The organism is Mycolicibacterium canariasense (assembly GCF_002101555.1).
GTDB classification, from domain to species: Bacteria; Actinomycetota; Actinomycetes; order Mycobacteriales; family Mycobacteriaceae; genus Mycobacterium; species Mycobacterium canariasense.
This window is the reverse complement of record NZ_LQOL01000045.1, coordinates 122275-137405: the sequence shown is the minus strand read 5'-3', so window position 1 is coordinate 137405 and position 15131 is coordinate 122275. Positions and strand designations below refer to the sequence as shown.

Here is a 15131-nt window from a genome sequence, read left to right as displayed (position 1 = left end):
TCATTTTCGAGAGACCTCGACCTCTATCCCGGCAACGACGCGCCAACCACCTCTACACCCTCATCTGTGAAGAGCCCGATATGACGCATCCGCAGCTCGTCCGCGACCGCTTCGTCGCCGTCTTTCAGCGTCGGCAGCACCGAACGGTGGCGTGCGCGGCGCGTTTCGTAATTGCGTGTCGCTCGGTTTCTGAATGGTGCGGAATTGGACATGCGCATCGCGTAATCGGAAATGCGAAGGCGCAACCCGGCGGCGAATTCGGCGCGCGAATCATCGTCAAGGCGTCGTGACCGACCCAACTGTCAACCTCTCTCATACCGGTCAGACGACGCCAGGCCCGCTGCTGGTGACGCACTGAAAGCGCTTGGTATCAGCCATCATACGGCCTGGTACGTGTGCTGTGCGCGGCGGTGCGGCCCGCGGCGTCCGCGGCCCGGTGTGCACTTGCCGGTGCCGGTTGTTTCGCAAATCGGGGGCCATTCGCCGCCGGTCCCGGCGATACGCCGATCGCTGGAGAATCGGCACGTGAACACCTTGATCTGACGCCGGCGATAAATAGCCGTTTGTTACCCGGCAAATTGCGGCACAGAACCTGTGAATTCTGATAGACAAGATGTGTGTCACGAATTCTGGGTGCCGGATCGGACGGTCTTGTGTGCGCACTGTGGCCGCATCCGGTCACCTGCCGTTCGGTTGACGTTCGGCTGACCGCTCTACGGTGCGCGGATGCGTGAGCTTCTGAAGAACACCGGCGCGATACTGGCCGCGGTCACCTGCCTCGTCGGCGCCAACGGTGCCGCGCTGGTACGGGCGCCGCAGGCCGGTGCGGCGGCGCTCGATTTCGGCGGTCTGGTGCGGACCTACGAGTTGCATCTTCCCGCCGGATCTCGGCCCTCGGCACTGGTGATCAACCTGCACGCGGCCGGGGCGACCGGCCGCGACCAGGCCGCACTCACGCATTACGACGCCGTCGCCGACGCCCACGGATTCGCCGTGGTGTATCCGGACGGTATCGATATGAGCTGGGCCGACGGCCGCGGAGCGTCCGTCCCCGACCGCCAGGGCGTCGACGATGTCGGATTCATCACCGCGCTGGCCTCGAAGTTGGTGTCCGACTACGGAATCAGCCCCGGGCGTGTCTACGTGACCGGTCTGTCGGCCGGCGCGTTCATGGCCAATCGGCTGGCCTGTGACCGCGCCGATCTGTTCGCCGCCATCGCTCCGGTCGCCGGCACCCTCGGCTCGAACGTGGGCTGCGCCCCGTCGCGTCCGGTCGCGGTGCTGGCCGCCTACGGCACTGCCGATCCGATCGTCCCGTTCGACGGCGGTCCGATGACGGGCCGCGGTGGGGTCAGCGACATCGTGTCGGCCCCGGCCTTGGTGCAACGCTGGCGTCAGCTCAACGGATGTGCCGATACGCCCGCGCAGCAGCCACTGGCACCCAGCGGCGACGGGACGCACACCGACCGGATCGATTATCCGCAGTGCGCACCCGGCGGCGAAGTGGTGTTCATGCGCGTCGACGGCGGCGGACACACGTGGCCCGGCGCCCCGGAGGTGCTGCCCCCGCAGGCGGTGGGACTGGCCAGCCGCGGTTTCGATGCCTCGGAGGCGTCGTGGCGGTTCTTCGACTCACACGGGCGCTGAATCGGCGAGGCGCGGCACGATCCACCGGCCGTGCGGGGCAGTGGCGATCAGCCGGCGCAATCCCGCCTCGTCGAAGGCGGCCACGAATTCGTCGAGTCCCTCGCTGAAATGTGCCCAGCTGTCCAGGTGGGCCGGAACGACCACCTTGGCGCCCAGCACTTCGGCGGCCGCCGCGGCGCGCTGGCCGGTCAGAGTCAGCGGCCGGTTGCGCTCCTTGGCCGCGACCCTGGCCGCACCGGCGAACAGCACCGCGACGTCGACCGCGCCGACTCGGTCCCTGATCGCCCGGACGGCGTCCAGCGAGGCGTTGTCCCCGCTGAGGTACACCGTCGGGATTCCGGCGCCCGACACCACGAAACCCGTTACCTCGCAGTTGATATGACCCGTCTCGTTGCGGGTCCCGTCCGCGGGGCCGTGCACTGCGGGGACCGCCTGGACGATGACCGCGTGCCCGTGTCCGCCGGGCAGGTCGATGCTCTGCCACGGCTCCAGCCCGCGCGCCGACGGTCCGAGGCGCTCGGCGGCGCGCGGGTGGGTCAGCAGCACCGGCGCCCGCCGGGCGAACTCGCGCCCCACGGTGTCCAGATTGTCGGGATGCTCGTCGTGGCTGACCAGCACCACGTCCACCGCACCCAACTGCTCGGCGGGAACGGCCGGCCCGGCCGTCTTGGTGAGGTATCCGTGGTCGCCGGCGGGATCGAAGGTCGGGTCGATCACCAACCGCAGCCCGGCGATGTCGATCACTGTGGTGGGGCCGCCCAGTACGGCAAAACCGAGATCGAGCCGCCGCGCGTCGATGGTGTCCGCCATGGGAACTCAGCCTAGCTCCCGCCCTGGCCGGCCGATTCGAGACCGGCGGGACCGTGCGCAACGCCGGGGTGGGCAAGGAGGAGACGGCCGAGCGGGCCATCGCAAGAGCGTTCGTACGGACTCCGTCGGTGCTGCTGTTCGACGAGCCGCTGAGCAACCTGGACGCCAAACTCCGCGTCGAGCTGCGCTCCGAAATCCGGTGCCTGCAACAGGGACTCGGCATAACCGCCCTGTACGTGAACCATGACCAGGAGGAGGCGATGACCATAGCCGACCAGCTGGTACCCGAGCAGCTCTACCGCCTGCCCCGGTGATCTGTGCACGTTCTGTCACGTCAGGCGCGACAGAACGTGCACAGATCGCACTACTTCTTCTTGACGTCGAACCGGTCGTTGTCGGTCACCTTGACCCACGCGGCGACGAAGTCGTTGACGAATCGCTCCGCTCCGTCGGCCTGCGCGTAGACCTCGGAGACCGCACGCAGCACCGAATGTGAGCCGAACACAAGGTCATTCGCCGTCGCGGTCCACACCAGTTCACCCGACGAGCGGCCGCGGCCCTCGTAGACGTTCTCCTGCGTTTCCGACGGCTTCCACTCGGTACCGATATCGAGCAGGTTGACGAAGAAGTCATTGCTCAGCGTGCCCGGGCGGTCGGTGAACACACCGTGCTTGCTCCCGCCGTGGTTGGCGCCCAACGCACGCAGACCGCCCACCAGCACCGTGAGTTCCGGCCCGGTGACGCCCAGCAGGTAGGCGCGCTCCAACAGAAGATGCTCCAGCGGAGCCTTCTCCCCGGGGCGGGCGTAGTTGCGGAAGCCGTCGGCGCGCGGCTCCAGCACCGCGAACGACTCCACGTCGGTGTCCTCCTGGGTGGCATCGGTGCGGCCCGGGGTGAACGGGACCGTCACCGGGACACCGCCGTCCTTGGCCGCCTTCTCGATGGCGGCATTACCGGCGAGCACGATGACGTCGGCCAGCGACACCTTCTTGGCTCCGCCGGCGTTGAAATCGGCCTGGATCCGCTCCAGCACCGGCAGCGCCTTCTCCAGCTCGGACGGCTCGTTGGCCTCCCAGCTGCGTTGCGGCTCAAGGCGCAGCCGGGCCCCGTTGGCGCCGCCGCGCTTGTCGGTGCGGCGGAAACTGGACGCCGAGGCCCACGCGGTCTTCACCAGCTGCGGCACCGAGAGCCCGGAATCCAGGATTTTGGCCTTCAGCGTCGCGGCGTCGGCATCGTCGATCAGCTCACCCTCGACCGGCGGCACCGGGTCCTGCCACAGCTGTGGCTCGGCGACCCACGGGCCCAGATAACGCGTGATCGGGCCGAGGTCGCGGTGCAGCAGCTTGTACCAGGCCTTGGCGAACGCCTCGTTGAGTTCCTCGGGATGGTCCAGCCAGCGCCGGGTGATCTCGCCGAACTCCGGATCCACCCGCAACGCCACGTCGGTGACGAGCATGGTGGGCTTGCGGTTCGGTCCGCCGGGGAACGGCGGCGGGATGATGGCCTCGGCGTCCTTGGCCTCGAACTGCCACGCCCCGGCCGGGCTCTTCACCAATTCCCACTCGTAGCCGTACAGGATCTCCAGGAACGAGTTGCTCCACTTGGTCGGGGTGGGCGTCCACACCACCTCCAGGCCGGAGGTGATGGTGTCGGCGGCGTTACCGGAGCCGAAGGGGCACTTCCACCCGAGGCCCTGCTGCTCGATCGGGGCGCCCTCGGGCTCCGGGCCCACCAGGTCGCCGTCGCCGGCTCCGTGCGTCTTGCCCAACGTGTGGCCACCGACGATCAGTGCCGCGGTTTCTTCGACGTTCATCGCCATCCGGCCGAACGTCTCCTTGATGTCCACGGCCGCCTTCAACGGATCCGGATTACCCTCGGGGCCTTCAGGATTCACGTAGATCAGACCCATCGTGGTGGCGCCGTAGGGCTGGGCCAGTTCGCGCTCGCCGGAGTAGCGCTTGTCGGTGCCCAGCCAGGTGTCCTCCTCGCCGAACAGCACTTCCTCGGGCTCCCACACGTCCTCGCGGCCGAAGCCGAACCCGAAAGTCTGAAAACCGGCGGACTCCAGCGCGACGTTGCCGGCGAACACCAGCAGGTCCGCCCAGGAGATCTTGTTGCCGTACTTCTGCTTCACCGGCCAGAGGAGCCGGCGCGCTTTGTCCAGGTTGGCGTTGTCGGGCCAGCTGTTCAGCGGCGCGAAGCGCTGCAGGCCCTGGCCGCCGCCACCGCGCCCGTCGAAGATGCGGTAGGTGCCCGCGGCATGCCAGCTCATCCGGATGAACAGACCGGCGTAGCTGCCGTAGTCCGCCGGCCACCAGTCCTGGGAGGTGGTGATCACCGACAGCAGGTCGGCCTTGAGGGCCTCGACGTCGAGTTTGGCGAATTCGGCTGCGTAGTCGAAGGAATCGCCGAGCGGGTTGGAGTCGGGGGCGTGCGGGTGCAGGCGCGACACGTCGATCTGCTCGGGCCACCAGTCCTGGTTGGTCAGCGGGCCGTGCGCCTTGGGCTTCGGGGACGCGATGGCCGGGTTCTCGCTCTCGCTGTTGCTGGCGGTACCGGTGTCCGGGTGGGGCGGGCGGCTGTCGGATGTATCGGTTGACACAACATTTCCTTCCGGGTTGGTGACTGGGCTGTGATCACGGATCGGATCGGGAAACCGAGGCAGAGCAGTCGGGGCACAGGCCCCAGTAGATGACTTCGGCTTCGTCCAGGACGAAGCCGTCGATGGCGGCGTCCAGGTCGGCCGGCGTGAGGCAGGGCGCCGCGCCGACGGCGCAGTCGATATCGGCGATGGTGCCGCAATTCCGGCACACCACGTGGTGATGGTTGTCGCCCACCCGGGTCTCGTAGCGGGCCACCGACCCGAGCGGTTGAATGCGGCGCAGCAGCCCGACCGAGGTCAGGGCATTGAGGACGTCGTAGACGGTCTGGCGCGAGACGTCGGGCAGGACGTTGCGCACGGCTGCAAAGATGGTTTCGGTGTCGGCGTGCGGGTGGGACTGGACCTCTTCCAGCACGGCGATCCGCGGCCGGGTCACCCGCAGCGCGGCAGCGCGGAGCAGGTCCGCGTAGTCCGCATCTGACGCCACGGCATCACTATTGCCCGTTATCTGTACTCGTTAAACATTTTCTTGGCGGTCTGCGTATAAATCCCGACCCCGGCACAAAACGCTGCTGCACCGTGTTATGCGCTGCATGAAGATCCGCTTCGGAGTGGGACTGGGAGCCCAGGCCGACCCTGCCGCGCTGCCGGCGTTCGTCGATCAGCTCGAAGAGGCCGGCATCGACTCGTTGTGGTTCTCGGAGTTGGTGTATTCGCCGGCCGTCGACCCCGTCGTGGGCATGACGTTCGCGCTGGCGCGGACGAACCGGCTCAAGGTCGGCACGTCGGTGGCGGTGTTGCCGGGCCGGCACCCGGTGCTGGTGGCCAAGGAGTTGGCGTCGCTGGCCGCTTTGGCGCCCAAACGGGTCCTGCCGATTTTCGGGCTGCGCTCGGCACTACCCGCCGAACGGGACCTGTTCCCGGTGCCCGACGGTCGCCGTGCGGCGGTGTTCGACGAGGCGCTGACGTTGCTGCGGACCGTGTTGAGAAGTACCGGGCCGGTGACCTTCACCGGGGACCATCACCGTGTCCGTGACGCGGTGATCACTCCGAAACCCACTGCGCCGATGGATATTTGGATCGGTGGATCGTCGCAGGCGGCCTATCGCCGGATCGGGGGGCTGGGCGACGGCTGGCTGGGCAGCTTCCTGACACCACAGGAGGCGGGCCAGGCGCGCAGCGCCATCGTCGAGGCCGCCGAGCGGGCCGGCCGGGTGATCGAGGCCGACCATTACGGGATCAATCTCGCGGTAGGGACGGGCGAGTTGCCGGATACGGTCGCCGCGGCGGTGCGCGCCCGCCGTCCCGACCTCGACCCGGCGACGCTGGTCGCACCCGATTGGCCGGCGCTGCACCGGCAACTCGACGCGTACATCGACGCGGGCCTGACCAAGTTCGTGGTCCGGCCGCTCGGCGCGGGACCCGATTCGGCCGACTTCGTGGACCGATTCGCCGCGGAGTTGTTGCCCAGGCAGAACTGAGAGTCCGATCCGAGTCTGTGAGCTCGCGTTGACGCGACGGCGGGCGGGCATAGAGGATTGCACCCAGTGTCGAGGAGAGGACAACCTCAAACATGTTTGACCGGATCTCCGCGGCGGCCATCGCCGCTGTTGCCGGCGGCGTCATCGTCGGCGGCGCGCTGGCAGGCGCGGGTCAGGCCGCCGCCGAGCCCGACCCGCTGATCCCGACGCCGGCGCCGGGCGCGCCCGCCGAGCCGGCTCCCGGCCAGCCCGTGCTGGTGGCCAACGAGCCCGTCGGTGCGCAGCCGCCCCCGCCGCCCGGCGCCCCGCCGGTGCCCGAGGTCGCCAACCAGCAGTACGGGCAGGGGCAGACGCCGGGGCAGCTGGGCTATCTGCGCGACATCTGGCACACCTTCCACAGTGCCGACCCGATCGGCGAGCTGACGATGGCGCCGGAGGACGCCGGGGTCGGGCTCGGTGCCCCGCCCGGGGCAGGACCCGCCCCCAAGCTGCCGCCGGGTTACACCTCGTTGACCGACCCGAGTTCCTCGACGCCGGCCTTGCCGGTCACCGTCGCGGCGCCGCCGGGCACTCCGGGGGGCGGACCGGCGCTGCCGCCCGGGTACGTCGCCCTCAGCGATCCGAACCCACCGGCGTGGGTGAACGAGCCCGCGCCGGGAGCCCCCGCACCCGCGGCTGATCCCGCCGCGCCGCCGATCGTCGCGCCCGGCGCCCCGACTCCGTAACGAGAGTGCCGCTCGCCCGACTGCACGACCCGTCCTGGCGGGGATTCGCCAGCGACAACTACGCCGGAGTGCATCCGGAAGCGTTGGCCGCCATCGCTGCCGCCAACGGCGGCCATCAGGTCGCCTACGGGGAAGACGTCTACACCGTCCGCCTGCAGGACGTCATCCGGGAACAGTTCGGTGCCGCGGCCGAAGTGTTCCCCGTCTTCAACGGCACCGGTGCCAACGTCGTGGCGCTGACCAGCGTGCTGCCCCGGTGGGGTGCGGTCGTCGCCGCGTCCACCGCCCACATCAACACCGACGAGGCGGGTGCGCCGGAGCGCGTGACCGGCATCAAGTTGCTGACGGTGCCGACACCCGACGGCAAGCTCACCCCCGAACTGGTCGCCCGCGAAGCGTGGGGCTGGGGAGACGAACATCGCGCCCAGCCGCTGGCAGTGAGTATCACCCAAACCACCGAGATGGGCACCGTCTACACCGCGGACGAGGTGCGGGCGATCGCCGATCTCGCGCACTCGCACGGGATGGCCGTGCACGTCGACGGCTCGCGGCTGTGGAATGCCGCCGCCGCCCTGGAAGCGCCGTTGCGTGCGTTCACCACCGAGGCCGGTGTGGACATCCTCAGCCTGGGCGGCACCAAGAACGGCCTGCTGGGGGTGGAGGCCGTCGTGGTGCTCGACACCCAGCGCGCCGACGGACTGCCCTATCTGCGCAAGTTCACCATGCAGCTGGCCAGCAAGATGCGGTTCGCCTCGGCGCAATTGCTGGCTCTGTTCGACGGCGAACTGGGTACTCGCAATGCCGGGCACGCGAACGCCATGGCGACCCGGTTGCGGGTCGCGCTGGAAGCCGGTATCGCCGACGGCGTGCTGCCGGGCTTGGCGTTCACCCAGGAGACGTCGGCCAACGCGGTGTTCGCGACGCTGCCCACCGCGACGGCCGACCGGATCCGCGAGCGCGTGCGGTTCTACGACTGGGATCGCGCCCGCGGCGAGGTTCGATGGATGACGGCATGGGATACCACCGAAGCCGATGTCGACGACTTCGTCGCCGTCATCCGGGAGGAATTCGCATGAGAATCAACGTGACGAGCGTGCTCGTCGACGACCAGGACAAGGCGCTGCGGTTCTACACCGAGGTCCTGGGTTTTCGGCCGAAGCACGATGTACCGATGGGCGAGTACCGGTGGATCACCGTCGTCTCACCCGAGGAACCCGAGGGCACCGAGATCCTGCTCGAACCGGACCAGCATCCGGCGGCCAAGCCGTTCAAGCAGGCCCTGGTCGCCGACGGCATCCCGTTCACGTCGTTTGCCGTCGACGATATCCAGGCCGAATACCACCGCCTGGTGGACCGCGGGGTGCGGTTCACCCAGCAGCCGGTATCGATGGGGACGGTCACCACGGCGGTACTCGACGACACCTGCGGAAACCTGATCCAGATCGCGCAGCACCACGGGTAGTGCCCGTCGGGCACACTGGTCACTTGTGGGCCATTCGCCAGCGGAGCCGGCCGGCGGGACGCGCGCGTTCCTGCCGGCCGTGCAGGGTTTGCGCGGGGCCGCCGCCGTCGCGGTGGTGATCACCCACGTGGCGACGCAGACCCGACAATCCGTCGGGTTGTTCGGACCCCTGTGGATCCGGTTGGACCTCGCGGTCGCGGTGTTCTTCGCGCTGTCCGGTTTCCTGTTGTGGCGCGGGCACGCCGCGGCGGCGCACGGGCTCGAAGAATCGCCTGATGCCGGCCGCTATCTGCGGTCGCGGTTGGTCCGCATCATGCCCGCGTACCTGCTTGCCGTGGTGGTCATCCTGGCGCTGCTGCCCGACGCGCACGGCGCGAACGGCACCGTGTGGCTGGCCAACCTGACGCTCACCCAGGTCTACGTGCCGCAGGCCCTGGTCACCGGCCTGACCCAGATGTGGAGTCTGTCCGTCGAGGTGACGTTCTATCTGGCGTTGCCGGTGCTGGCGCTGGCGGTGCGGCGACTGCCCGTGCGCGCGCGGGTGCCGGTGATCGCCGCGGTCGCGGTGGCCAGTTTCGGGTGGGCGTATCTGCCCATCCCGGCGCCCAACGATGCCAATCCGTTGAACTGGGCGCCCGCCTACGCGTCCTGGTTCGCCGTGGGCATCCTGCTCGCCGAGTTCACCTGCCGGCCCGAGAACTGGATGCACCGCATCGCGCGCCGGCCGGCGGTGATGGCGGGGATCGCGGTGGTGGCGTTTGTGCTGTCCGCTTCGCCGCTGGTGATCCCGACCGGATCGGCGCACGCGACCGTGGGGCAGTTCGTGATCCGCACGGCGCTGGGAGCGGTCGTCGCGGCGGCGCTGCTGGCCCCGCTCGTCCTGGACCGTCCCTCGGCGCGGCACCCGGTGCTGGGCAGCCCGGTGATGGTCACCTTGGGGCAGTGGTCCTACGGGCTGTTCATCTGGCATTTGGCGGCATTGAGTGTGGTGTTCGCGCTGCTGGACCGGCCGGAGTCGGCCGCCGGCTTCATCGCCGTGCTGCTGCTGACCTTGGTCTTCGGCCTCGCGATGGCCGCGGTGAGCTACGCACTCATCGAGGAGCCCTGCCGAATCGCATTGCAGCGCTGGGAGACCCGTCGCAAAGCGGCGGTGCTGCCGCTCACCGAGGCCGGCGGCGGCTCCGCGGCCGACCGGACCCGGGCGGCCTGAGCCCGGCCGTCAGAGTTGGCCCGCGCGCCACTTGTCCAGCACACGGCGGTCCCGTTTGGTGGGGCGGCCGGCACCGCGATCCCGCACGGCCACCGGGGCGGCCACGGCCGGCGGTGGCGGGGGCGTGCGGTCGAGGTAGCAGTTCACGGCGTCGGCGGCGCCGACCCGCTTCTGGATCACCCGCACCACTTCGACGATGCGGGTGGTATCGCCGACCCGGGCTCGGACGGTGTCGCCGGGAACCACGGTCGTCGCCGGTTTGGCGGTGCGGTCGTTGATGCGGACGTGGCCGGCGCGGCAGGCTTCCGCGGCGTCCGGCCGGGTTTTCGTCAGCCGGACCGCCCACAGCCAGCGGTCCACACGCGTCGACTCCATGCCCTCCATCATGGCCCCACCACCATGCCCGCGGTGCCCGACGCGTGACGATTGCCGCGAATCGGCCGAAATGACACATCTTTTTCCAGCCGTGGCCGAATATTCCCCGGGAGATGGTGGACGGCTAACTGATAATTGTTTGCTGAAATTGGCTCTTCGGGTCGATTAATCGATGAGATCCGACGGTGTCAGTCCAGGACGGTCTCGTAATGCCGAATTTTCTCGTCCAGTTCTTCGGGGTCGTGGTCCTTTACCGAGTGGATGACGGCGATGCGATCACCGACGACCTCGTCGATGTTCGCGAACTCGGTGATCGCCGCGTACCCGTGCCGGCCCGTGTAGTTGTTGATGGCCAGTGTCCAGTCCGGCGCGTCCTGCAGGATGCACAACGCCTTGAGGGCACACGCGGTCCGGAACCGGCCGTCGATGAGCACGAAGTCCGGGGCTTTGTCGCCGGTCAAGCAGGCAGTGGGGGGATCCGAGTAGCGCCGGAACTGCTCGACCCGTTCGGGCCCGGCGAACCGAGCGTGGCGGGGACGGCCCCACTTGCTGATCGGCCCGATGTCGGCGTAGTGGTAGGACTGGGCGGCCGGGTCGAGTAGACCGTCGGCCGCGATGCGGTGCTGAACCGCGCCGAGGATGAGTGGATCGGAATCGACGGCGACAAACTCGACGCCGTGCTGAGCGGCGGTGTAAGTGGAACCTCCGGCCCCGAATTCGAGATAACGGCTGCATTCTCGGATGGCCCCGAGAAACCAGTCCGTGGCTGTCTTGCTGCCGAATCGAGGTTTGCTGGGGATGTCGAGACGCCCCAATCGACGGTGCGCCAAGAAAACCAGATGTTCAGAATTGATCAACGGTTCGCCCCCACGAAGAAATGCATGTGCAGGCGACGATAGCAGTCCCGACAGCAGGTGTCAGGACGGCCGGGGGCGACTCGTCAGAGAACCGGGGCGCCGGCCGGAGCCGGACCCGCGCCCGGCGCGGGCGCCGCGAGCACCGGGCCCGGGGGCGGACCCAACGGTGCCACCGGAGCGGGCGTGGCCGACGGCGCTGGTCCGCCGAGATGCGCCGTGACCGGAATCAACGGGGCGGCGGGTGCCGTGGGTGCGCCGGGCGTCGCGGCGGCCCAACTCGCCTGCAGGGCGTTGGCAGCGTAGACGGCAGCCTGATCCACCATGCCGGCGTCGAAGTACGTGTTGTGCGCGGAGAAGCTCCGGCCGGTCGGGTCGCACACCAAGTCATTGTCCACGCACAGGTCGACGGTCTTGGCGACGTACTGCGGGCCGACCGTCACCGACGGGTCGTTGATGGCGCGCATGAAACGGGCCGACGGTTTGCCGAACAATGCAACGGCGGCAACGTGATTGGCGATCTCGGGCGGCATCGGGGCGGGCACCGTTGCTGGATCCACACCGTCGGGCACGGTACTGGCGGTCACAAAACCCATCACCGCAGCGCCCTGAGAGAACCCGCCGAGCACCATCTTGGTGTCGGGGCACGCCGCCGCGGTTGCCAGAATGTGCGCCCGCGCATCGGAGATCCCGCTGACCGCGGTGCCGAAGTCGAGGGTGGCCGGATAGTCCACCGCATACACCCCGACCGACTTGCCGGGAACCTTGTTGCGCAGTGCATCGATGAATTCGGCACCGGTGGGGCCGGGCCCTGGGTCCTCGGTGGTCCCGCGCGCGAAGATGACCTCGGCGTCAGGACAACCTGCTGCCCGCGCGGTGGGCAGCGCCGCGCCGAGCAGCACGGTCGCGCTCTGCAGTAACACGGATCCTGCGGCCGCGACACCGACCGCAGCAACGTTGCGCCAGGAGGTCACAAGGGAAATGCTGACACACATCGGTGGTCGTTGCCCCGGGCCGCCAGAGTCCTATCACCGAAGCCACACCGTCTTATTAGGAATTGGGCGTCTTCTCACGACTGCGGGCCCAAATCGGTTGTCCCATCGATCGTCCGGTAGGCCTCCCACATGGCCCTACCCAGGGTGCGCAGGCCGGCGGCGTTGTAGTGCCGGTCGACATCACTGTTGAACGCGCCCCTGATGCCCGGGACGAAGGCGGTCCGCGGAATCCGGTGCGGGGTATCGGCGTGCACCGCGTTGATGGGCGCGTAATCCTTGCCGCTGCGCTCCATCTCCTCGGGAACCATGCCGCCCAGGATGATCGGTACTTCCGGCCCGTACCGGGTGCGCAGATCGCCGAACAACGCGTCCAGCTTGTCCTGGTACTCGGGGGCGCTCATCAGCGGCACGTCGGACTCGCCCTGGTGCCACAGCACCGCGGCCACCGAACTGCGTGGATATCGAGCGAGCGCCGCGTCGATGGCCGACACCGCCTCTCGGTACAGATTCCGGCGGGTCTTGGTGTCCGCGATATCCCAGGTGTAGCCGTTCTTGGGGTGGAATGAGGTATCGCCGCGGGCGCACGGCACCAGCAGGACCGCCCGGTTGGTCGCCGTCGCAAGCTCTTTGCCGAACGTGACGCCGAAACCGACACGGCGCGAGGGTGTTTCGTGCAACAGGGGGTCGACACCGAGCACGACGGTGTTCTTCGACGGTCCACTGTTGGCCCACTGGTGGACCAGGGGATGCGCCTTGTCGGCACCGTCACGGTCCAGCGGCAGCCCCATCCCGAAAGCGTTGGATTGACCGAGAATGGGCACCACCAGGTACGGCTGCTCCGGGGCCGTCACCGGGATCGCCTTGGGCGCCAACCGACGCTTGACAAAGCATTTCAGTTCGAACACCGCCAGCTTCCACAGCGGGGCGTCACCGTCGGGATTGCGGCGTTTGCGCATGGCCAGCACAGTACAACCGGACGTGGCCCGCGGATTCGGCGGCGGTTACCGCTCGACGGTGTCTCTGACAACCGCCACGCACAGATCGGCGCACAGCGCGGCCAGTTCGCCGACGGTCTCCCGCGGTTCGCGTAGCCACTCGGCGATGATCTGGTTGACACCGCCGACCATGAACAGTGCGCCGCGCCGCATTGCCATGGCATCGGGCAGCGCCGAGCCCAGCACCGACGGAGCCTGTTCGATGATCGAGGCGACGATCATGTCCAGGAACTGCATCCGGTACTCGAGCAGTCCGGGCACACCGGTGACGTCGCCGACGATGATGCGATGCAGATGCGGATCGTCGGCGACGATGTCGAGGAACGCCGTCAGCGCTGCCCGCAGCTTGTCTCGCAGGTCGCCGCTCTCCCCGACACCGGCGAGCACCATGGCGTCCAGCAGTTGCGTGCGCACTTCGTCGACCACCGCGAACAGCAGGGCGTCGCGGGAGTCGAACTGTTCGTAGAAATAGCGGGTGATCAGACCGGCGGCTGAGCAGACGCCGCGCACCGTGACATCGGCGATGCCGGACTCGCCCCAGATCTGCCGGCCGGCGGAGATCAGCTTGCGGCGACGGTCGGCGCGGCGATCGGCCGCCGAGATTCCGCCGTAGTCACGCACCACTTCCGCGCGTTTCATTGACAGCACTCTACCCCCGCGCTAGCTTTCGACTACGCCTGTAGTCCAAATGATTGCTCAGCGAGGAGCGTCGATGACCGCACCCATCCCGACTCGGCATCCCGAGTCGCCCCGACCGGTGCCCGGCATGGTCAAACTGCTGGCCCGGGCGCTCGGGATCGGCGCTCCCACCGGGCGGCAATGGCAACGGCTGGGGGAGCGGCTGACGGTGGGAGATGAACCCATGGATCGGCTGCTGGACTGGATGGTCGACACCGGACTGACCGAGACCCGCCCGATGTTCGACCGAGCGCTGACCGAAGGCATCGCTCGCGTTCCCGAGGCCCCGGCACCCCTGCGCGATTTCTTCGTCAGTGTGGAGACCATGCCGGACTGGGTGGACGTCGAGGTTCTGCGTCGCGGTCAACGGGCGTTGCGCCGCGGCGGCGCCGACGGCATGTACGTCGCCCGGGACGTCTCACTGTTGGGCGGTTACCAGTTCTCCGGCTTCAACAAGACGCTGCTGCGTACCGGCGCGCTGGAAAAAGGGTCCAACAAGCGATTCGCCGAGACCATGCAATGGGCCATCGACGTCATCTCCGAAGGCGGGCTGGAGCCACTCGGCATCGGCTATCGCTCCACCATCAGGGTGCGGCTCATCCACGCCTTCGTCCGCCGACACCTGGCGAGCATGCCTGGTTGGCGGGATGGGGACTGGGGACTGCCGGTCAATCAGACCGATATGGCTGCCACCCTTGTCGGCGCGCTGATCGCACCACCCGTCGGCGGGCTCGGGATGGGAATCCTCACCGCCCCTGCCGATCTGGAGGCCATCGCACACCTGACCCGGTACGTGGGGTGGCTCATCGGTGTCGAGGATGAGTGGCTGCCACGCGACTTCCGCGATGCCGTGCGCGTCCTGTTCCACACCTTGACCGCGTTGTCGGCGCCCGACGAGTCGACCCGGCAGTTGGCTGCCCCCATGGTCGAGGACCCGATGAGCTGGCACTACGACCATCTGCCCACCCTGCGCCGCAGGCTGGCACGTGCCCAGCACCTTTCGGTGACCAGCGGCTTCCTCGGGCCCCGAGCCATGCGGATGCTCGGTCTGCCCGCCTATGTGCCGCCTTGGTATCCGCTGATGCGTCTCCCGATCAACGTCGCCCGTAGCGTCATCGACATGGCCATCCCCGGCGGTATGGAGCGCGCCGCCCGGCGCGGCCAGCGCGAACAACATGCCCTGTTACGCACCATGATCGGCGACGGGGAGGCGGCGATCGGCCAATCCGTCGAACATGTGAGTCGGGTTGCCTAGCCGCTATCCCACCCGATCGGTCAACCGAACAACAGGGCGCAG

Annotated in this window: 16 protein-coding genes and 1 pseudogene; 9 read left to right on the top strand and 8 right to left on the bottom strand. The window is 68.4% G+C overall.

The genetic code is table 11. The annotated features are described in order from the left end of the window. Together AWB94_RS35525 and AWB94_RS11825 are read left to right on the top strand one after the other, a co-directional pair. Window positions 1–290, top strand: a 290-nt coding sequence (locus AWB94_RS35525) for a hypothetical protein (RefSeq protein ID WP_207626221.1), incomplete at its 5' end; no start/stop codon positions are given. 436 nt (window positions 291–726) lie between these two features. Next, a complete protein-coding gene (locus tag AWB94_RS11825) occupies window positions 727–1647 on the top strand; it encodes an extracellular catalytic domain type 1 short-chain-length polyhydroxyalkanoate depolymerase (protein ID WP_084395427.1) in 921 nt (306 codons plus the stop codon). Here AWB94_RS11825 and AWB94_RS11820 read toward each other — a convergent pair. Next, entirely contained in the window at window positions 1633–2445 is an 813-nt protein-coding gene (locus AWB94_RS11820) for an MBL fold metallo-hydrolase (RefSeq protein WP_062659153.1), read from the bottom strand. The two genes, AWB94_RS11825 and AWB94_RS11820, sit on opposite strands and share 15 nt — an antisense overlap. Before the next feature lie 107 nt (window positions 2446–2552). Between AWB94_RS11820 and AWB94_RS11815 the strand changes: the two are divergent. Further along, a pseudogene (locus AWB94_RS11815) lies at window positions 2553–2765 on the top strand (ABC transporter ATP-binding protein); the annotation flags it as partial. Window positions 2766–2821: 56 nt separating this feature from the next. On the opposite strand, the gene katG reads toward AWB94_RS11815, so the two are convergent. Both katG and AWB94_RS11805 read right to left on the bottom strand, forming a co-directional pair. Then, window positions 2822–5059: a catalase/peroxidase HPI gene (gene katG / locus AWB94_RS11810; RefSeq protein ID WP_062659046.1), complete on the bottom strand. Its 2238-nt coding sequence runs from the start codon at window positions 5057–5059 to the stop codon at window positions 2822–2824. Window positions 5060–5093: 34 nt separating this feature from the next. Next, window positions 5094–5546 (bottom strand): Fur family transcriptional regulator, encoded by a 453-nt coding sequence (locus tag AWB94_RS11805; RefSeq protein ID WP_062659047.1) that lies wholly within the window; start codon window positions 5544–5546, stop codon window positions 5094–5096. Between the two features lie 106 nt (window positions 5547–5652). On the opposite strand from AWB94_RS11805, the gene AWB94_RS11800 reads away from it, so the two are divergent. The 5 genes from AWB94_RS11800 to AWB94_RS11780 all read left to right on the top strand — a co-directional run bounded on the left by AWB94_RS11800 (window position 5653) and on the right by AWB94_RS11780 (window position 9937). Next, a complete protein-coding gene (locus tag AWB94_RS11800; protein ID WP_062659154.1) occupies window positions 5653–6540 on the top strand; it encodes a TIGR03854 family LLM class F420-dependent oxidoreductase in 888 nt (295 codons plus the stop codon). A gap of 92 nt (window positions 6541–6632) precedes the next feature. Continuing rightward, the gene (locus tag AWB94_RS11795) at window positions 6633–7265 is read left to right on the top strand and encodes a hypothetical protein (protein ID WP_062659048.1); all 633 of its coding nucleotides are present in this window, start codon (window positions 6633–6635) and stop codon (window positions 7263–7265) included. Window positions 7266–7270: 5 nt separating this feature from the next. Further along, window positions 7271–8341: a threonine aldolase family protein gene (locus AWB94_RS11790; protein WP_062659049.1), complete on the top strand. Its 1071-nt coding sequence runs from the start codon at window positions 7271–7273 to the stop codon at window positions 8339–8341. After that, entirely contained in the window at window positions 8338–8727 is a 390-nt protein-coding gene (locus AWB94_RS11785) for a VOC family protein (protein ID WP_062659050.1), read from the top strand. The genes AWB94_RS11790 and AWB94_RS11785 overlap by 4 nt, the downstream gene beginning before the upstream one ends. Before the next feature lie 25 nt (window positions 8728–8752). Continuing rightward, complete coding sequence (locus tag AWB94_RS11780) at window positions 8753–9937, top strand: acyltransferase family protein (protein WP_062659051.1); 1185 nt, start codon at window positions 8753–8755, stop codon at window positions 9935–9937. A 9-nt stretch (window positions 9938–9946) separates the two neighbouring features. Here AWB94_RS11780 and AWB94_RS11775 read toward each other — a convergent pair whose 3' ends face one another. From AWB94_RS11775 to AWB94_RS11755, 5 genes are all read right to left on the bottom strand, one after another. Next, a complete protein-coding gene (locus AWB94_RS11775) occupies window positions 9947–10312 on the bottom strand; it encodes an Hsp15 family ribosome-associated heat shock protein (protein WP_062659155.1) in 366 nt (121 codons plus the stop codon). Window positions 10313–10500: 188 nt separating this feature from the next. Further along, window positions 10501–11142, bottom strand: a complete 642-nt coding sequence (locus AWB94_RS11770) for a hypothetical protein (protein ID WP_131805387.1) — start codon at window positions 11140–11142, stop codon at window positions 10501–10503. Between the two features lie 110 nt (window positions 11143–11252). After that, complete coding sequence (locus AWB94_RS11765; RefSeq protein ID WP_234811713.1) at window positions 11253–12140, bottom strand: cutinase family protein; 888 nt, start codon at window positions 12138–12140, stop codon at window positions 11253–11255. A 95-nt stretch (window positions 12141–12235) separates the two neighbouring features. Beyond that, on the bottom strand, window positions 12236–13117 hold the full coding sequence (locus tag AWB94_RS11760) for a sialate O-acetylesterase (protein WP_109762548.1): 882 nt from the start codon (window positions 13115–13117) through the stop codon (window positions 12236–12238). A gap of 45 nt (window positions 13118–13162) precedes the next feature. Beyond that, entirely contained in the window at window positions 13163–13795 is a 633-nt protein-coding gene (locus AWB94_RS11755; RefSeq protein ID WP_062659054.1) for a TetR/AcrR family transcriptional regulator, read from the bottom strand. A 73-nt stretch (window positions 13796–13868) separates the two neighbouring features. On the opposite strand from AWB94_RS11755, the gene AWB94_RS11750 reads away from it, so the two are divergent. Then, window positions 13869–15089 carry an oxygenase MpaB family protein gene (locus AWB94_RS11750; protein ID WP_062659055.1) on the top strand — a complete coding sequence of 407 codons (1221 nt, stop codon included), beginning with the start codon at window positions 13869–13871 and terminating at the stop codon, window positions 15087–15089. Window positions 15090–15131: the final 42 nt, after the last annotated feature.